Here is a 17,699-nt window from a genome sequence, read left to right on the forward strand (position 1 = left end):
CGACTTTCTTGCTTTATTGCGCGAGTAGCTCCTCTTGTTGCGCGACTCGCGCGTGTTGTCGCTCGACCTGCCTCCCTTATTGCGCGAGAATACCTTCCTATCGCTCGACTTTCTCCTCCTATTGCTCGACTTCCTCCTGAAAAGCAGCATCTTCCATTCCAATCAAATTTACCATTAAGAAAAATCACCTTCATCAACCCCATTTTCTGCCTTAAGCAGAAAATCTCCCTTCCCTTTCATCAAAAGGAAGGTTTTCTGCATACGCAGAAAACCAACGCTCTCCCGAAGCAAATGCTGATTACTTGGTGAAGCTGTCGTTCCTTGTGTTGCTGTCTGCTGTCGCTCGACTTTCTTGCTTTATTGCTCGAGTAGCTCCTCTTGTTGCGCGACTCGCACGTGTTATCGCTCGACCTACCTCCCTTATTGCGCGAGAATACCTTCCTATCGCTCGACTTTCTCCTCCTATTGCTCGACTTCCTCCTGAAAAGCAACATCTTCCATTCCAATCAAATCTACCATCAAGGAAGATCACCTCCATCAACCCCATTTTCTGCCTTAAGCAGAAAATCTCCCTCCCCTTTCATCAAAAGGAAGGTTTTCTGCATACGCAGAAAACCAACGCTCTCCCGAAGTAAGTGCTCTTTACTTGGTAAAGCTGTCGTGCTGCACGTTGCTGTCGCGCGACTTTCTTGCTTTATTGCGCGAGTAGCTCCTCTTGTTGCGCGACTCGCACGTGTTATCGCTCGACCTACCTCCCTTATTGCGCGAGAATACCTTCCTGTCGCTCGACTTTCTCCTGAAAAGCAACATCTTCCATTCCAATCAAATCTACCATCAAGAAAGATCACCTCTATCAACCCTATTTTCTGCCTTAAGCAGAAAATCTCCCTCCCCTTTCATCAAAAGGAAGGTTTTCTGCATACGCAGAAAACCAACCCTCCTTCTTCTCTACAAAGCCCTTCTTCTATCCGCCTTAATCCATCGTTTATATTCCTTTTGATATTTCATATTGCTTGTTTTCATCAGTCTTGTTGCAACGTTCCTCGATTGAATCCGTAAATATCGCATACATTCCTTATTATTGATCCACGGGCTGATAAGCAGGAAGTAATCCGAGAACGCCCGCAGATGGGCCAGCTTCGCCCTTTTGCTGCATGCTTTGCATTGCCACGTGCCATACAAACGCTCCATCCCTAATTTTCCACACGCCGGACAGTGCACACCCGTCAGCAAATGCCTTTTTTTAACCCCGTACCTTGATAAAATATCAAAATCATGCGCTTTGCATGCGCCTAAGATGGCTTGTCCGATTTTAGAGTGATTAAAGCTACCAGGCGCTTTTTTTCGTAATACTTCTTCTTTCTGGATAATTTTCCTTGGAATATGCTCACCATGTGCTACTACTTTTGAGACTGCCTCCTGATCACCAATGACGTCAATAATCGTACTAGGATCGCTAATAGCAATAAAATAATAGATGGGAATGTTTATAAGATGATGTGCGCGGAGCCATTGTTGGAGTTTGTTTTTCTGATTTTCCGCTTGGATGAGGGGATCACGGAATCCTGTTTCTTTCTGGCCATCGCTACGGGTGAATTGATGGAGGATCGTATCGAAGGTGATTTTGTCACTGAAGTTTTTTATTTCGATGAGGTAGATGGCTTGCTTCGTTATGAGAACGGTGTCAAATTGAACGGTCTTTCCATCGACTTGAAGACATATACCTTGAAACATCGTATATTCACGAGCGAACTGCTCTAAATGATAATCCACTTTTTGCTCGCCAATATAGCCTTTATACCGGGTGGCCGCTTCGCTCTGCATATCCGATAAGGCTGGAAAATTGGTGGGGAGCCGTCCGATTGCGGCATCTAATTTTTCCAAAACGATCGGTTTCGTTCGATTTTTTAATATCATGACATGGCATGCTCCTTCATGTATTGATTTTGCTAAGAAAACTTCCATTCCATGGCTCGGTGTTCCAGATTCTGAACAAATGCTGCTTTGCCATTACGATATCCTTCGCTGTCTTGAGGAAATTTTTCTGCAAGCTTTTCCTTTAAATTTCCATATTCCATCGCTGCTTGACGATGGGCTCTTAAATAATCACGAACAGCTACGTGACGCTCGATTTCACGTTCATGGTCAGATTGATAGATATGTACGTGATGTGTTCGACTCACTCCGCCTTTTCGGAAAAACCTTCTCCCTCGGAGCCCAAATTCTCCAAGCGCTTCATATCCTAATTCCTTCATTTTTCCCTGATGCGCATCTACATCCGCAATATTTTTGACAACCGATAGGATATCAATGATCGGTTTCGCCTTTAAATTCGGTACGGCCGTACTCCCGATATGATGAATCGCCACTACTTCGTCTTTAAACATAGCACGTATCTTTTCTGCTTCTTCCTCGAACATTCGAACCCAGCTTGCATCATGGTCGGTAACGATAATACGCCTCGTGCCATCCACCACCAACGATCACCTCCTCGGCATTTATTTTATCACAATTTTCTTTCTTTTAGTAATAAAAAAGAACACCTATTTCATCATAAACAGCGAGATTTTAAAAAAGGAGGCCTGAAATTCATCTATCAAAGGTGGGGTGAAGTGTTGATTGCACAGCCGGTCGAGTGCTTCTCAAAATTAAATAAAGCCGACTGTTCACTTAAAAATCAGTCGGCTTTTTCGTACCATAAAAAGGAACACCAGCCTAAACAAGCCCTGGTGTTCCTTTTCATAAACTTCTATTTCATTTTTTCCGGCAATGCGTGGATGGATTCGATCAGGGTGTTGAGCTTATCCTCGATCCGGTGCAGCAAATAAAAGGTCACCACCACAGGAAAACCAATCTCCGTCACGAATGAAATCCAAGTCTCCATTGCATCATCCCTCCTTTTTCTTTTTAAAAAAACAGGACCAGCGAGGTATTGTCGCTGGTCTGGTTGCCTGACTCTTAAGCTAAATCAATTTCTTCTACGTTTCGTTCTACGATGCGTGCGCTATGTTTCGCGATTAAATCGCCGCCAGATGAAGTGAACGCATTTTGTGCAATCACTTCATCCATCGCACTTTTCACTGCCTCCGGATCGACCGGTTCAACCGGCTTATCCAAGGAGTACGTTACTGTTTTACCGTCTTCGTTTTCGAATTTAAGTTCTAACTTTTTCATCGTGCACCCTCCCTTCTATTATTTTGTTACAAAGTTACGCCTCTTTTTGGATCTCAAAGCTGTCATTCCGTTCGACCTTGTGCAGTCTGCGTTCCTGCAACGGTGCAAAAGCTTGTGCAATTGCGTACAACTGATCCGCATTCGCGCTCGTTTTTACATTATTGAAGCTTTTCGTTTTATAGATGGATTTTCCTGTTTCTAAATCCTCTCCATCATAGAGCACCAAGCGCATCTGTGAATTCATTTTCTCTGCGATTGCCATGTGTCTCACCTCCCTTTCACCACTACAATCGAAGGTAGCTTGCAAAAGGGGGCATCGACTGAGCACTTTTTTAAAAGATTAAACGCACATACCCAAAAAAAGCTGAAACGCACAAATGCGAATCAGCTTCCTTTTATTTACGCTGTATATTTTCTAGAATCACATGACTTGGCGGGATGCTTGGCATATGAACCAAACGATAGCTCAAATCCTGCTTTGGCACGGTGTAATCCATTTTATTGACGAGGTAATCAAGCGCTACTTTCATCACGTCAACGGTCATCCACTCACCTGGACAGCGGTGCCCCATCCAGTAATCGCCCCCGCCTTGCGGGATAAAATCAAATGGGCTTCCTGACCAGTCGGCAAAACGATCCGGTTTAAATAGGTTCGGGTTGTCCCAATACTTCGGATCATGATTCGTACCATATAAATCAAGCAGTGTAAGCGTTCCTTTTGGAAAGGTGTGATTTTTCCATGTAAAATCTTGTTTTACTCGTGCCGGCAAAAATGGGAAAAACGGATAAAAGCGCCGTACCTCCTGTACAAATTGCTGCATGAGCTGTTCGTTGCCACTGACCAGTTTAACCGTTTCATTCGGAAATTGGTAAACAGCGAGTGCGGTAAAATTAATATAAATGGAGATCGCTACAATTGGCCGCAGGATATTGACAATTTCCACCGCTGCCGTTTGGGAATCAAGTAAATTTTCATTCAAATCGCGGTGCCAGGATATCACGTCAAGCGCTGAACCGGTTTCTGGATGCATTTTCCCGTCTCTGACTTGTGTGATGAGTCCTCGAATCCATTGTTCCAATTCTTTTCGATGATTGACTGCTTTTTTATATTTCAAACCTAGCTTCGTAGGCGATTCAAACAGACTGCTCACTTTCTTCACGTGTTCCTCGAATTTGTCATCCGGTGCTGGCAGGCCAGCCCATTCACTGGCAATTCGTGTCATCATTTCTTTCGCTTCATCATAAAGCTGAATCTTTCCTTTACCCGTCCATGCATGAAGCGCCTGTTCCCAATGTTTTTCCGTAATCGCCTTTAATTTGTTCAAACGTTCGTTTGACATCAAAGACATAAACATTTCCTTGCGATGCTGATGTTTTACCCCATCCAACGTTTGCAAGCCGCCCTGTCCAAATAAGGTTTTCATTGCCTTCTTCGGCGCCGCTTTGTGCCGCTTAAATTTATCAATATCATAAAATAATTCTGCTGCTTCTTTCCCGCTTAAGCAAATCACCTGCTCCCCCAGCAGCCGCGTTTTGAAAATATCCGTTTGAAAACTTTGCATGCGGTTTGGAATATACATATATCCTTCCCTCATCACACCAAGTGTATGATCGAACCCCTTTTCTTTCGGTGTCCATGATTGATTTTCCACTTGCATTATACCCCTTTCCAAACAATAATCTCCCTTAGTGTTACCTATTTTAAAGACAACTAAACAAACAAGTTTCATGTCATTTATTTTTGACTTTAAGTAAAAAATATATTACACTCTGAATGATAAGAGGTGAACGGAACATGTCCTTAAACACTGACAGAAAAATACGAAACAGAATCGCCGTATTAAGAGCTGAGTGGAATTTATCTCAAAAGCAACTTGCTGAGGAATTAGGTGTAAGCAGACAAACGATTCATTCCCTGGAAAAAAATAAATACAATCCGTCGTTAAAATTGGCATTTGAAATTTCACTTTTTTTCGGAGTAGCTTTGCAGGAAGTTTTTCAATATGAAGAAGAGGAGGCTTGAATGATGGAAATAATATGGAGCTTATTACGTCTTGGTTATGTTATTATCTTTTTTATCGCAGTATTTATTTCTTTAAAATTTGAATGGAGCAAGGAGAACAAAGATGAACGGGGGCAAAGTATCTCAAACGCCTCTTACCGGTTCGCTTTTCCCTTCCTTCCAATTGGATGGCTGTTCATTACGTTATACGATGACTTCATTAGCAGCATGGATTATGAAACGTACAAACTAGCAATCTGGTATTTGCTAACAGGAACCTTCATCCTTCAGGCCTCTATGGTCACTGTCCTGAGAAAAAAATATTAATACCGTATAGAAAGGAGTAGGCACGATGAACATGTATGCTTGGGTTGGGGTGATTGGAATTATTGTTCTCTCCCTTATTTCCCTGATTCAAAAAGAAGATCGAACAAAGGAAAATATTCGAAAGTCCATGTTTATGATAAGCATTGCGCTAGGCATAATCGTCGCAGTGCTAGTCTTTCACATTGATTACCTGCTTGCCATTATCGTTGGATTTCTGCTTATTATTTTATTCGATAAAAAAACATACACGAAAAAGCGACTCATCATCTATGGATCCATTATCCTTATTTTGAACATTACGTTCTTTATTCTTCTCAGGGAAAATCCTGATTATGTATTAGATTATTTAAAAGAACATCCGGAATCGACCTCTTTATACCTTGTGGAAAATGGCGATGTATTAAGCGCTTATCAAGCGGATGAAATACGTCCATTGGCAAGCACCGTAAAAATAATCATCGCCATAGAATATGCGATGCAAATCGAGGATCAAAAACTCGCAAAAGACCAACCCGTTCCTCTTAAAGATCTGGAGCGTTTTTACATCGAAAATACAGATGGAAATGCACATGAAAACTGGCTGGAGACAATGAAAGAAGAAGACAAAATCAAAAACGGTGAAGTGGCATTGCACGATGTTGCGCGAGGCATGATCGCCAACAGTTCCAACGCCAACACCGAATATTTAATCAACCTGCTCGGAGTCGACGCAATCAACAAACGCATCGACAAACTCGGCATCAAGCAACATGATAAAATCTATCCAATCGTCAGCGCATTATTAATCCCGGAACATGTAAAAACGGAAACCATGGAAGAAGAAGCACTCATCCAAAAACTGGAGAAAATGCCAATGGAAGAATACCGTTTGATGGCCGAGCAACTGAGCAAAGACATGCAAGCCGGCAAAATAAAAGCTGGAGACGTCACATTTGATTCATCTCTGGACGTACAAAAAATCTGGTCCGACCGCCTGCCAGGATCCACTGCAGAAGCATACGGAAAACTCTTACACAACATTTCGAGCGACCAACTTCCCGAAGGAGTAAATGCGACCGTACGCGACCTGCTGGAATGGCCAATGGAAATGCATGAAGAAAACCAAGAAACCTTTGCACATCTTGGAGCAAAAGGAGGCTCGACTGCATTCATCACAACCAATACCATGTACGCAGAAACAAAGGAAGGCGACCAAATCGAAATCGCCCTCCTGATCGATGACCTAAGCACCTTTGAGGGCATGCGCGTCCGAAATAGCCAGAATGCATTCGAATTAAAACTCCTTACCGATGCGGATTACCGCAAAAAAGTTCAAAAAGAGTTAGCCGACTCATGAGAAGGAAGGTTTTCTGCTAGGGCAGAAAACCAACCTCCTTCCTGACTAAGTATTGATGTGGAAGCGAGGCAGTCCTTGCGCGAGTTTAAGGCGTTATTGCTCAACTTTACGTGGCTGTTGCTCGGGTTTGAAAGATTGTCGCACGAGTTTGCGATGCTACTGCGCGACTTATACTCTTTATCGCTCGACTTCACTCGATTATTGCGCGACCTCCCGCTTACAAGCTGTTCATAATGGAAGGTTTTCTGCCCCAGTAGAAAACCAACCACCTCCTTGCTGAGTAAGCATTGATGTAAAAGCAAGGCAGTCCTTGCGCGAGTTTTAGGCGTTATTGCTCAACTTTACGTGGCTGTTGCTCGGGTTTGAAAGATTGTCGCACGAGTTTGCGATGCTACTGCGCGACTTTCTCTCTTTATCGCTCGACTTCACTCGATTATTGCGCGACCTCCCGCTTACAAGCTTTTTATATGGAAGGTTTTCTGCCCCAGCAGAAAACCAACCTCCTTCCTGACTAAGTATTGATGTGGAAGCGAGGCAGTCCTTGCGCGAGTTTTAGGCGTTATTGCTCAACTTTACGTGGCTGTTGCTCGGGTTTGAAGGATTGTCGCACGAGTTTGCGATGCTACTGCGCGACTTTCTCTCTTTATCGCTCGACTTCGCTCGATTATTGCGCGACCTCCGCTTACAAGCTGTTCATAATGGAAGGTTTTCTGCCCCAGCAGAAAACCAACCTCCTTCCTGAGTAAGCACGACGAAACAAACGTACTGTCCCAACATAGATAACCGCTTTTTTATATTGTTTAAATTTCCCTAACCCTATTCCCACGAGCTCAATTATGAATCTCCACGCCGCCAAAAGCAGCAAGACAATGCATTTTCAATACCGGGAGATCCTCATTGTCACTTGCATATCTCCGGGTTTTGTCTTCCCATCCGCCAAAAAGCGGGATACCGGTAATTTCCACGCGTACATTTTCTGGAACACGAATCGATGCGCCGCCAAACAATGTTGTCACCTCAAGGGAAGCGCCCTTTTCTGAAAGAACAGCGTCACGCAAATCAATTTCCGCTCCGCCAAAGATCGAGGTAACATTTCCACCTTCAAAAGCTTTCGACTGACTCCGGACATCAGCACCGGAAAATAGTGTAAAAACACGAATCGATCGCTTTGAATCAAGTGGTGTGTCACGCTTTGCCCTTGAAAAAATAAACGTTAATCCGACAATGATTAAGATCAGCGGCCAAATATAAGCAGCCAAATGAACATCTACCAGCTCATTGATGAGAAATAGTCCACCAATTGCAATAAACAGGATCCCTGAAAAAGGTGCTATCGAACGGCTTAATAGCTGAACGACCCCAATGATGATCAAAACCAGCGGCCACCATGTCGATACTATTTCCGAAAAATCCCATACATCTGCCTGTTGTAATAAATACCCAAAACCAAATACAAGTAGGACCAGGCCAACCCAAGATTTACTAGACATCTCATATCCCCCTCTTTTTTTACGGATAAATGACCCTACACTTTATAGTATACTGTAGCAGACATGAAATTTGTACAATTTTCTAACAAATATGTTAGCACATGCTACGCCACTCCTAACCTGAATTGGAGCAAGTGGCAGTTTCCGCCGTACGAGTGGTAGAAATGTTTGTTTGAGCTACAATGGTTTTTCGTCCGATCTGGTATCAGCGATTACCGAGCGGTATGCAGCGCTCTCCGCCAAAGATTCAACGCTCGCTCCAATGATTCGGCATTCACCGCCAGAATGCAGCGCTCACCGCATAAGAGTTTCCATCAATCACCATAAAAAAAGCGCTCCATTGTAGGGTGGCCTGTCACACCCTACAATGAAGCACGCTTTCCGATCAAACAAGTTTCAACATGCGGCGGGAGATCGCTCATGCTCCAGCATGCCCGCCACTGTCCATTTCTTCAAAACGCATCTTTTCCCTTCCGCCTTCATACGCACGGAGTAATAAATCCACAATATGGACAGCTTCCATTTCATCTGCGAGTCCTTCCCGCTCGATGCCAAGTTTCATTTGCAGCAAGCATCCGGGGTTGGCGGTAACAATGGTTTTCGCGTTTGTTTTCTTCGCTTGTTCCATCTTATGATCTAGTATTTGCATCGCCATTTCCGATTCGACGATATTGTAAATCCCCGCGGAACCGCAGCACCTGCTCGCATCATGCATTTCGACGTACGTTACACCTTCAATCGATTCCAGCAGCTGGCGCGGTTCCATGAACGTTTTTTGTCCGTTTTTCAAATGACAGGAATCCTGATAGGTGACTATTTGCTCATCCAATTGCAGTGGCATGTTATGAAAATCAAGCGCTACTAAAATGCTTGTAACATCCTTGATTTTCGCCGCGAACGCTGCAGCACGCTCTTGCCACACTGGATCATCTTTTAATAAATAACCGTAATCCACGAGAAACGCACCGCACCCACCTGCATTTGTGATGATATAATCGACCCCAGCGTCTTCAAATGCTGCGATGTTGCGTTTTGCCATTTCTTTTGCTTGCTCTCTTTCGCCGCTATGGCCGTGGAGTGCGCCGCAGCACCCTTGCAATTCCGGAACAACAATTTCGCATCCAGCGTACTGGAGTAGTTTTGTTGTGGCATCATTCGTCGTTTTAAAAACGGTGTCCATTAGGCACCCGGAGAAAAAGGCGACCTTTTTCGTTTGCTTCTTCAGCGGTGCATAATGGCGTGGACGCTGTTTCATTTCTTTTTTCTTTGGCACTTCCGGTAGCACCTTTTCCATCGTCCGCATTGTTTCCGGGAAAAGGTTCATCACGCCAATGGATCGTGCAACGCGCTGCAGTCCGGAGCGCTGGTACATACCAAGCAGCCCGGTTAATCCGATCATACGGTTTTGATGTGGAAAAAGGTGATGAAAGGCTACATTCCGCACCACTTTCTCTGGCAGTGATTTTTCATTTGTTTGGTAAATCGCATCTCTTGCCTGTTCCAGCAAATGCCCAAAATTCACGCCGGACGGGCAGGCCGTTTCACAAGCCCGGCAGCCCAGGCAAAGATCAATGGACCGTTTCACTTCTTCACTCGGTTCAATGTCTCCGTCCACGAGTCCCTTCATAAGCGCGATTCTGCCTCTCGGGGAGTGCACCTCATCTTTATCGGTTTCGATATACGTTGGACAGCTTGGGAGGCAAAAGCCGCAGCGCGTACAATTCAAGATTTCCTCATAGTCCATTTTTTCCTTAAAATTATTTTGAATCCGCTCTTTTTCCTTTGCGTCCATCATTTGTCAATCACCACACTTTTGGTAAAAATCTTCTCTGGATTCATGATGTTATTTGGATCCAGTGCCTGCTTAATACTCCGCATTGCTTCAATCCCAGCTTCCCCTGCTTTTAAGTGCAAGTACGGTAGTTTCATCGCGCCGACACCATGTTCCCCTGTGATGGTACCGCCAAGTTCCACCGCTTTCTTGAAAATTTCATCAAACGCTTGTTCAACGAGCGCAATTTCCTCTTTATCGCGAATATCAGTCAAACAGGTTGGATGTAGGTTTCCGTCACCTGCATGGCCAAACGTACAAATGTTCAACTCATATTTTTCCGCAATTTCACGAATCGCCTTGACCATCGGGGCGATCTCCGACCTTGGTACCGTCGCATCTTCTAAGATCGTTGTCGGCCTGAGTCTCGATAATGCGGATAACGCCGCCCTTCTTGCGGTCGTGAGTGCTTCTGCCTCCACTTCGGTCGCAGCCACCGTCACCTCAAATGCGCCATTTTCCCTGCATAACGTTTCGATTTTTTCCACGTCCCGTTCCACGATCTCGGGTGCTCCGTCCTGCTCAATAAGGAGTACCGCCTTGGCATCTGTCGGGAGTCCAATTTTCGCAAAATCTTCCACGACTTTGACTGTAGCCTGGTCTAAAAATTCCAGTGTCGCCGGAATAATCCGGTTCGTGATCATGGCCGATACCGTTTCAGCCGCCGCTTCGATATCATGATAAAGCGCAAGCATCGTTTTTTTCATCTCCGGCATTGGAATTAGTTTCAACGTAGCCTCCGTCACCACGCCAAGCGTCCCTTCCGCACCGACATAAAGCCGTGTTAAGTCATAACCGGCCACGTCTTTCGCCAGCTTTCCGCCAGTGCGAATGATCTCGCCACTCGGCAGGACAATTTCCAGTCCGAGCACATAATCCCTTGTTACGCCATACTTCAGACCGCGCAGGCCGCCTGAATTTTCACTAATATTTCCGCCAATTTGCGAAATATGCATGGAGCCGGGGTCAGGTGGGTAAAACAATCCCACTTCCTCTGCCGCCTTATGTACATCTTGTGTATAAACACCTGGCTGCACCGTCATTGTTAAGTTTTCCTCATCGATTTCGAGGATCTTGCTCATCTGTTTAAACAGAAGCACAATCCCACCTTCCAGTGGCGCCGTACCACCGCATAAATTCGTTCCTGATCCGCGTGGCACAATCGGAATCTTTTCCTCATTGCACAAACGAACCACTGCTGCGACTTCTTCCGTATTCCGGGGTGAGACCACCGCATCTGGCATCGCTTGAAACTGTGGCGTCGAATCATAGGAATACGCTAGCAAACTAGCATTGCTGTTCTCTACATTTTCTTCTCCCACCATCGATTCCAACCGACGTATGATATTTTCCTGAAGCATAGACATTCTCCTCTGATCCCTTTTTTCCTATTTTAATAGAAAAGACCCGAGCAAATATATATGCAATCACACAATAATCAAGCGTTTTACTGTATCTTTTTTGGTTGTATCAACACATCTGAAGCGCCAGGTAAAATAAAGCAATGCCTTCCGCTTCTTTTGGATCGACGTCGGTCATTTCTTTTATCTGCCGCAGCCTGTAATGGAGTGTATTCGTATGGATGTGCATCACACTTGCCGTATCTTTGATGGACTGGCGATGGTTAAAATAACATTTCAATGTTGCGAGCAATTCCTTTTCCGCTTCGATCCCGCCTAAAACCCGGTGGATAAACTCCCGCCTCGTTTCAGGACCAATTTCTTCTACAATCAAATCCATCAATAAATCATCATAAAAAATAATGTCACCCTTTGCTCGTGCCACTTTCGCAGCCTTCACCGCCTCCCGGTAGGCCTCATCGAGCTGATACGTCACCGTCGACTTGCTCATCCCAATCGAAAGATAGATCGGATAATTTTCCTCCACATACGCCTTCCACTTTTTTAACGTCATATGTAAAAAGTTTTTGGAATTCTTATTCCGCTGATTTTTTAATAAAAGAAACCTTCCATTTCCCCAGCGGATCATATAATCACTGGACAGGCGTCGCTTGAGTAAGTCCATCACCTCTGACTGCATGCGCTGCTGATGATCGATTGATGGCTTCATATCCATTTGCAGGAATGCACATAAATAAGGACTTCCTAGCGAAATACCCAGCATCTGCCCACGCCGGATAAATGCATCATCCACCTCTTTCGCGTAAAGCCATTCCTGGAAAAATGCCTCAAGCCCGCGCATCTCCCATTCCTTTTGTTCTATATGATAGGCTTCTTTAATCATCAATTCCGTCATCTTCCTTAGCAAATCCGCATAAGGCTCCACATGACTTGGAATCCCCGTGATCCCAATCACCCCGATCACTTTCCCCTCAAAAAAGATAGGCAAATTAATCCCGGGCTTTACCCCTTTTAAAACCGCCGCCTTTTCCGTTGTAATATCATATTTCCGCTCCGTCTGCATCACCATCTTCGCGCCTTCATGAAAACTCCCAACTCGGTCCTTATCCGTAGAAGCAATGATGTTTCCATTTTCATTGACGATAATCAAATCCTCATCAATAATCGTCTGCACCTCATCAATAATCTTACTCGCAAGTTCCGGCAACAATCGCAAATCCCCCACCCCTTTCTTCTATTATTATAAGACGAAATGGGACGTTTAGAAATGGTTGAGCGTGGCTGACATTCTTCTATGCAAGATGCAGCTTCTCCCGGTGCGCATACACGCGTTAAAAAAATGTCGATAAAGGAGTTTTCCTAATATTAGGTTACTTTCGTGTTGATTCCATTCAATCTATGTTATAGTGAAGTTGTGTAGGAAAGTTTTCCCTCTACTTCACTACGAGGAATACAAAGAAAATACGGAAATGAATAAAGTAAATATTTGTTAAGGAGTGTTTTTGAGTGAAAGACCTTTATCCTTCAAGAAAAAATGACCAACCGGAAATTTTAGATCGGAAGGATCCGGTAATTCATACAGAGCGATCACAAGATGATCAAGCTCCTCTATCAAAAGAACAACTTGATTCATACGAAAAAAATGGGTTTTTGCAAATCGAAAATTTCTTCTCAAAAGAAGAAGTCGTCAACATGCAGAAGGCCATTTTTGAATTACAGGACGCCAATCGGGATGTAACATCAGACAAAGTAATACGCGAACCGGAAAGTGAGGACATCCGTTCCATTTTCCACGTTCATAACGATGACAATTATTTTAAAGAAGTAGCATATGACCAACGCATTATGGATATTGTCAATCACCTGCTGGGTAGCGATGTCTACATTCATCAATCCCGCATCAACTATAAGCCAGGGTTTAAAGGAAAAGAATTCGACTGGCATTCGGACTTTGAAACATGGCATACAGAAGACGGCATGCCACGGATGAGAGCAGTCAGCTTGTCCATTGCTCTATCGGACAATTACACTTTTAACGGACCCTTAATGTTGATACCGGGATCCCAAAACTACTATGTTAGTTGTGTAGGCGCGACACCAGAGGATAACTATAAAGAATCATTGAAAAAGCAGAAATTCGGTGTGCCAGATGAAGACAGCCTGCGCTGGCTTACTGAACAAGGCGGGGGAATCTCCGTGCCAACCGGAAAAGCAGGATCGATCACCTTATTTGAAAGTAATACCATGCATGGTTCAACCAGCAACATGACACCATATCCGCGCAACAATCTATTTATGGTATACAATAGCGTGGAAAATGCACTGGTCGAACCATTCTCAGGAAGCAAACCACGTCCTGAATACATCGCTGTGCGCGAAGGCATCCGTACTTTAACCAGCGCAAAATAAAACCATAAACTACCCGGGAAACTTTCCTACAGCAATCACAAACTGGCCCAGAAGAGAGCACCTCTTCTGGGCCAGTTTTTTTCCAGAAAGTTTTCTGCCTCAGCAGAAAACCAACCTCCTCCCTGCGTCGAGACCACTCAAAGCAGATGCACCTCGCGCTACTTTAGCCCGCTAACGCGCGACTTTCTTGCCTTATGGCGCGAGTCTTCCCCTCTGTCGCTCGACTTTCCTCCTTTGTCACTCGAGCACAACACATTATCGCTCGAATCCCCCCTCAATTTGTTCGTAAGCCACATTCCTTTGCATGAACAAGAAGGGAACAGTAAAATAATAGATAACCAGAAGAAATGAAATACATCCCTATTCGAAGGATTTTTTTATCAAGCTGGCAGTGAAGGAGGGGTTTCTATTTTTGAAAAGAGTTTTCGCCATTTGAAGCGCTACAGGGAGATAGCTGTTGCTTTTTCTAAAAATGGATTTGGGTATATGGTGAGGGAGCTTGGGCTACATGAGTTGATTCCCCTGCCAAGACGTTTCAGTGTAAAACGGAGCCAGAAACATCACGCAAAGACGATCGGCGAGCGGATCCGACTGTTTTTAGAGGAGCTGGGTCCGACGTTTGTGAAGTTAGGACAATTTGCAAGTACCCGTTCTGATTTGATACCAGATCATATCATTCAAGAATTGGAAAAACTCCAGGATCAAGTCCCTGCGAATGAAGCGAAAGAAATGAAAGAAGTTATCGAGAAGGAACTAAAGATGCCGATCGAACAAATTTTTAGTCAATTTCATGATGAACCGCTTGGTGCTGCTTCGATCGGACAGGTGCATTATGCGGTGTTACAGACGGGAGAAGCGGTTGCAGTGAAGGTGCAGCGACCGAATATTAAAAAGAACATTAAAACGGATTTAGAAATTCTTAAGCAACTGGCAGTTATGGCAGAACATCGGTTGGAATGGGCAAAGAGGTATCAGATAGAGAATATGGTTGATGAATTTGCGAAAGCTCTCCTCCATGAACTGGATTATACAGTAGAAGGAAGGAATGCGGACCGAATTGCCAAACAATTTACAGATGATCCGAACATTCATATTCCAACTATTTATTGGGACTATACCACAAGAAATGTTTTAATAATGGAATATGTTGCTGGAACAAAACTAAACCAGATGGATCAACTTCAGCAAGCTGGCTATGATACAAAGATTTTAGCAAAACGGATCACAAATGCCATATTTCATCAAATTTTTATCGAGGGATTTTTCCATGGGGATCCACATCCAGGGAATATTTCCGCATTACCAGGGGAAAAGGTTGTTCTCATGGACTTTGGCATGATGGGACGGCTTACACGTGATATGAAAAAGAACTTTTCGACGTTAGTCATTTCGATGATGCGACAACATACGGAAGGCGTGATCAAGGCAATTACTCGAATGGGAATGGTTCCTGACGACGTGAATATGGAGCAATTAAGAGCGGATATTGACGACTTGAGGGAAAAATATTATGATGTTCCTTTACGCCAAGTAAGTATCGGTTCTGCTGTAGACGATCTACTTCAAGTTTCCCACAAGCATCAAATTCATATCCCAGCAGACTTAACATTACTCGGAAAAACATTGGCAACGCTGGAGAGTATGGTTGTAAAGCTGGATCCAGAAATAAGTATCATCAAACTAGCCGAACCATTTGGACGCCAATTGCTTTTCGAGCGTTTCCGTCCGAAAAACATCGCGGAAAACGTAGTGAATGAATGGAGCGAAGTCAGCGAGACGTTGGCTGATGTTCCGGAAACGATCCGTGATTTGAAAACAATGATTAAGCAGAAAAAGCTACCGATTGAATTATCATTTTCCAAAGCGGAGAATTTCTTAAATAAACTGGACCGAATCAGTAACCGAATTTCATTCAGCATTGTTCTGCTTTCCTTCAGCATTATTATGGTTGGATTGATTATTGGTTCAGCGTTAGGCGGGCAATCCTCAATCTTATGGGACATCCCGGCAATCGAAATCGGATTTGTCGTAGCGTTACTCATGTTTCTTTGGCTACTGTTTTCCATCTTTCGGTCTGGGCGATTTTAGAGTGCAAGAGATGATCGAAATCAGCAAAAGGAGTGAACATACATGTACCAGTTTGTTGAAGAGCGTATTCAGGAATCAATCGACAATGGGGATTTTGAAAATTTACCCGGAAAAGGAAAACCACTGGATCTACGAGATGAATTACAGGGGTTGTCTCCGGAACTCCGAATGGGATATAAATTGCTAAAAAATGCTGGATATCTTTCAGAGAACACCGACAAAAATAAAGAGCGGCTAACCATCAATGACCTCATTACCACTGCCACCGGAAAAGAAGGCCAACCGATAGCCCGCGATCAGCACAAATTGGATCAATTTGTGCATGAACGAAAACTGCATAAAAATAAAAAATTCACCAGCTATGCTCATAAAATATACCGCAAACTGTTTCCTGGCAAAAGAATGAGGAAAGGTAGTTAATACGGAAGGTTTTCTGCTAAAGCAGAAAACCAGCCTTCTGAACCTGCTTGTTATCGCGCGACTTGCTTCTTCTGTCGCTCGACTTCCAGCCCGCGTTGCGCGAGTTGCGCCGGTTGTGGCGCGAGTTTCACATTCTTGCTACAAGTTAAACTAATAGCCTAAATATAAATGTAATAATTTCCTCTTCCAGTTGTCAATTGATTCAGAAAATTTTTATGAACTTTCTTCCCTTTTTAATAACAACTCAGATTCCCTTCCTAAATAATTGGAAAAATAAGCACCAAGCGACAAATTGATAATCATATTGATCACAGCCGGTATCGCCGCCGTTACGCCAAAAAACTCCAGTGCCAAAATCGCAGCAAGTGCCGAATTGCATAGGCCTACCTCAAATAAAATCGCTATCGCACTCTCCCGCTTGATTCCAGCAAGCAGGGCAATCTTATAACCCGCGAGCATCGGCAGCAGCACCTGCACAAATACAGCAATCGTCAAGCCGACCAATAGCCCAGCACCAAGCTTCATCTGACTCGAAACACTCGCAACAACGGTCACCACAATGAAAACGATCGTAAAAGAAGAAGCAAATCTCCGGTACTCCGTTATCTTATGAATCGCATTTTGAAACAGATGGCGGGCGGCCATTCCAAGCACGATAGGTAAAATGACGATGAAAAACATCTTTTTCGCAAGCTGAAAAAAGGAAACCACCACACTCCCGCTAGCAAAGAAATCCATGATTGCCGGCGTCAGCACAGGACTGATAAACACATCCAAAATTCCCATCGCCACGATCAGCGAAGCATTCCCGCCAGCCAAAAACGTATACAATGTCGCAGCCGTCCCGCTCGGTACACTCCCTGTTAAAATCAGCCCATCCGCAATTTCAGGCAAATTGGAAAAAAACACGACCGCCAAAACAACAGAAAGCGCTACTGTCAGCGTCCACTTCAAAAACAGCCCCGTACTGATAATAAAGAATGACTTTTTAAGAATGGCTAAATCCTCCATCGCCATCGAAAGCCCCGCCAAAAATATCACAAACCCAAGCAAAAAATCCGTACTCCCCTCAAACACTGCAAAAGGCCCCGGTACCATATATGCAATCACCGCTCCTAAGGCAATGTATAAAGGAAGAAATTTTGAAATATGATCATTCAAACGCATGCTTAACACCTCTAATAAGCTTCAATGGATATAATACAGACGAGTGTAACACAAAATGTCAAAAATTTGGGAATTAATCAATCCTTAAAAATTC

General features: G+C 44.0%; 18 protein-coding genes. 6 read left to right on the forward strand and 12 right to left on the reverse strand.

Going from position 1 to position 17,699, the window contains the following annotated elements:
* Nucleotides 1–518 precede the first annotated feature (518 nt).
* The 7 genes from J2Z81_RS08370 to J2Z81_RS08400 all read right to left on the reverse strand — a co-directional run bounded on the left by J2Z81_RS08370 (nucleotide 519) and on the right by J2Z81_RS08400 (nucleotide 4,847).
* Nucleotides 519–848: a hypothetical protein gene (locus J2Z81_RS08370; protein ID WP_226371129.1), complete on the reverse strand. Its 330-nt coding sequence runs from the start codon at nucleotides 846–848 to the stop codon at nucleotides 519–521.
* 100 nt (nucleotides 849–948) lie between these two features.
* Nucleotides 949–1,917 (reverse strand): nuclease-related domain-containing protein, encoded by a 969-nt coding sequence (locus J2Z81_RS08375; protein WP_226371130.1) that lies wholly within the window; start codon nucleotides 1,915–1,917, stop codon nucleotides 949–951.
* A 32-nt stretch (nucleotides 1,918–1,949) separates the two neighbouring features.
* On the reverse strand, nucleotides 1,950–2,477 hold the full coding sequence (locus J2Z81_RS08380; RefSeq protein ID WP_319023832.1) for a GrpB family protein: 528 nt from the start codon (nucleotides 2,475–2,477) through the stop codon (nucleotides 1,950–1,952).
* Nucleotides 2,478–2,749: 272 nt separating this feature from the next.
* Entirely contained in the window at nucleotides 2,750–2,884 is a 135-nt protein-coding gene (locus J2Z81_RS08385; protein ID WP_084179376.1) for a YvrJ family protein, read from the reverse strand.
* A gap of 74 nt (nucleotides 2,885–2,958) precedes the next feature.
* Nucleotides 2,959–3,174: a DUF2922 domain-containing protein gene (locus J2Z81_RS08390; protein ID WP_029271234.1), complete on the reverse strand. Its 216-nt coding sequence runs from the start codon at nucleotides 3,172–3,174 to the stop codon at nucleotides 2,959–2,961.
* Between the two features lie 34 nt (nucleotides 3,175–3,208).
* Nucleotides 3,209–3,436: a DUF1659 domain-containing protein gene (locus tag J2Z81_RS08395; protein WP_029271236.1), complete on the reverse strand. Its 228-nt coding sequence runs from the start codon at nucleotides 3,434–3,436 to the stop codon at nucleotides 3,209–3,211.
* Nucleotides 3,437–3,569: 133 nt separating this feature from the next.
* A complete protein-coding gene (locus J2Z81_RS08400; protein ID WP_319023833.1) occupies nucleotides 3,570–4,847 on the reverse strand; it encodes a cytochrome P450 in 1,278 nt (425 codons plus the stop codon).
* Between the two features lie 122 nt (nucleotides 4,848–4,969).
* On the opposite strand from J2Z81_RS08400, the gene J2Z81_RS08405 reads away from it, so the two are divergent.
* From J2Z81_RS08405 to J2Z81_RS08415, 3 genes are read left to right on the forward strand one after another with little or no spacing between them, the layout of a single operon-like run.
* Entirely contained in the window at nucleotides 4,970–5,197 is a 228-nt protein-coding gene (locus J2Z81_RS08405; RefSeq protein WP_226371131.1) for a helix-turn-helix transcriptional regulator, read from the forward strand.
* Nucleotides 5,198–5,200: 3 nt separating this feature from the next.
* Entirely contained in the window at nucleotides 5,201–5,503 is a 303-nt protein-coding gene (locus J2Z81_RS08410) for a hypothetical protein (protein WP_156947759.1), read from the forward strand.
* A 25-nt stretch (nucleotides 5,504–5,528) separates the two neighbouring features.
* Complete coding sequence (locus J2Z81_RS08415; protein WP_226371132.1) at nucleotides 5,529–6,839, forward strand: serine hydrolase; 1,311 nt, start codon at nucleotides 5,529–5,531, stop codon at nucleotides 6,837–6,839.
* Between the two features lie 830 nt (nucleotides 6,840–7,669).
* Here J2Z81_RS08415 and J2Z81_RS08420 read toward each other — a convergent pair.
* From J2Z81_RS08420 to J2Z81_RS08435, 4 genes are all read right to left on the reverse strand, one after another.
* Entirely contained in the window at nucleotides 7,670–8,329 is a 660-nt protein-coding gene (locus J2Z81_RS08420) for a LiaF transmembrane domain-containing protein (protein WP_029265959.1), read from the reverse strand.
* Nucleotides 8,330–8,747: 418 nt separating this feature from the next.
* A complete protein-coding gene (locus J2Z81_RS08425; protein WP_226371133.1) occupies nucleotides 8,748–10,124 on the reverse strand; it encodes a (Fe-S)-binding protein in 1,377 nt (458 codons plus the stop codon).
* The gene (gene glcD, locus J2Z81_RS08430; RefSeq protein WP_029265963.1) at nucleotides 10,121–11,521 is read right to left on the reverse strand and encodes a glycolate oxidase subunit GlcD; all 1,401 of its coding nucleotides are present in this window, start codon (nucleotides 11,519–11,521) and stop codon (nucleotides 10,121–10,123) included. The genes J2Z81_RS08425 and glcD overlap by 4 nt, the downstream gene beginning before the upstream one ends.
* 109 nt (nucleotides 11,522–11,630) lie before the next feature.
* Nucleotides 11,631–12,737 carry a CdaR family transcriptional regulator gene (locus tag J2Z81_RS08435; protein ID WP_226371134.1) on the reverse strand — a complete coding sequence of 369 codons (1,107 nt, stop codon included), beginning with the start codon at nucleotides 12,735–12,737 and terminating at the stop codon, nucleotides 11,631–11,633.
* Between the two features lie 290 nt (nucleotides 12,738–13,027).
* Between J2Z81_RS08435 and thpD the strand changes: the two genes are divergently transcribed.
* The 3 genes from thpD to J2Z81_RS08450 all read left to right on the forward strand — a co-directional run bounded on the left by thpD (nucleotide 13,028) and on the right by J2Z81_RS08450 (nucleotide 16,438).
* Nucleotides 13,028–13,930, forward strand: a complete 903-nt coding sequence (gene thpD / locus J2Z81_RS08440; protein WP_029265966.1) for an ectoine hydroxylase — start codon at nucleotides 13,028–13,030, stop codon at nucleotides 13,928–13,930.
* Nucleotides 13,931–14,338: 408 nt separating this feature from the next.
* Nucleotides 14,339–16,018, forward strand: coding sequence for an ABC1 kinase family protein (locus tag J2Z81_RS08445; protein ID WP_390337646.1), 1,680 nt, complete (start codon nucleotides 14,339–14,341; stop codon nucleotides 16,016–16,018).
* A gap of 42 nt (nucleotides 16,019–16,060) precedes the next feature.
* Nucleotides 16,061–16,438: a DnaJ family domain-containing protein gene (locus tag J2Z81_RS08450; protein ID WP_029265970.1), complete on the forward strand. Its 378-nt coding sequence runs from the start codon at nucleotides 16,061–16,063 to the stop codon at nucleotides 16,436–16,438.
* Nucleotides 16,439–16,651: 213 nt separating this feature from the next.
* Here the strand turns inward: J2Z81_RS08450 and J2Z81_RS08455 are convergent, their stop codons facing one another.
* Entirely contained in the window at nucleotides 16,652–17,605 is a 954-nt protein-coding gene (locus tag J2Z81_RS08455) for a bile acid:sodium symporter family protein (RefSeq protein WP_226371135.1), read from the reverse strand.
* Nucleotides 17,606–17,699: the final 94 nt, after the last annotated feature.

The sequence above is a fragment of the Virgibacillus alimentarius genome, assembly GCF_017874635.1.
Lineage (GTDB): Bacteria > Bacillota > Bacilli > Bacillales > Amphibacillaceae > Virgibacillus_B > Virgibacillus_B alimentarius.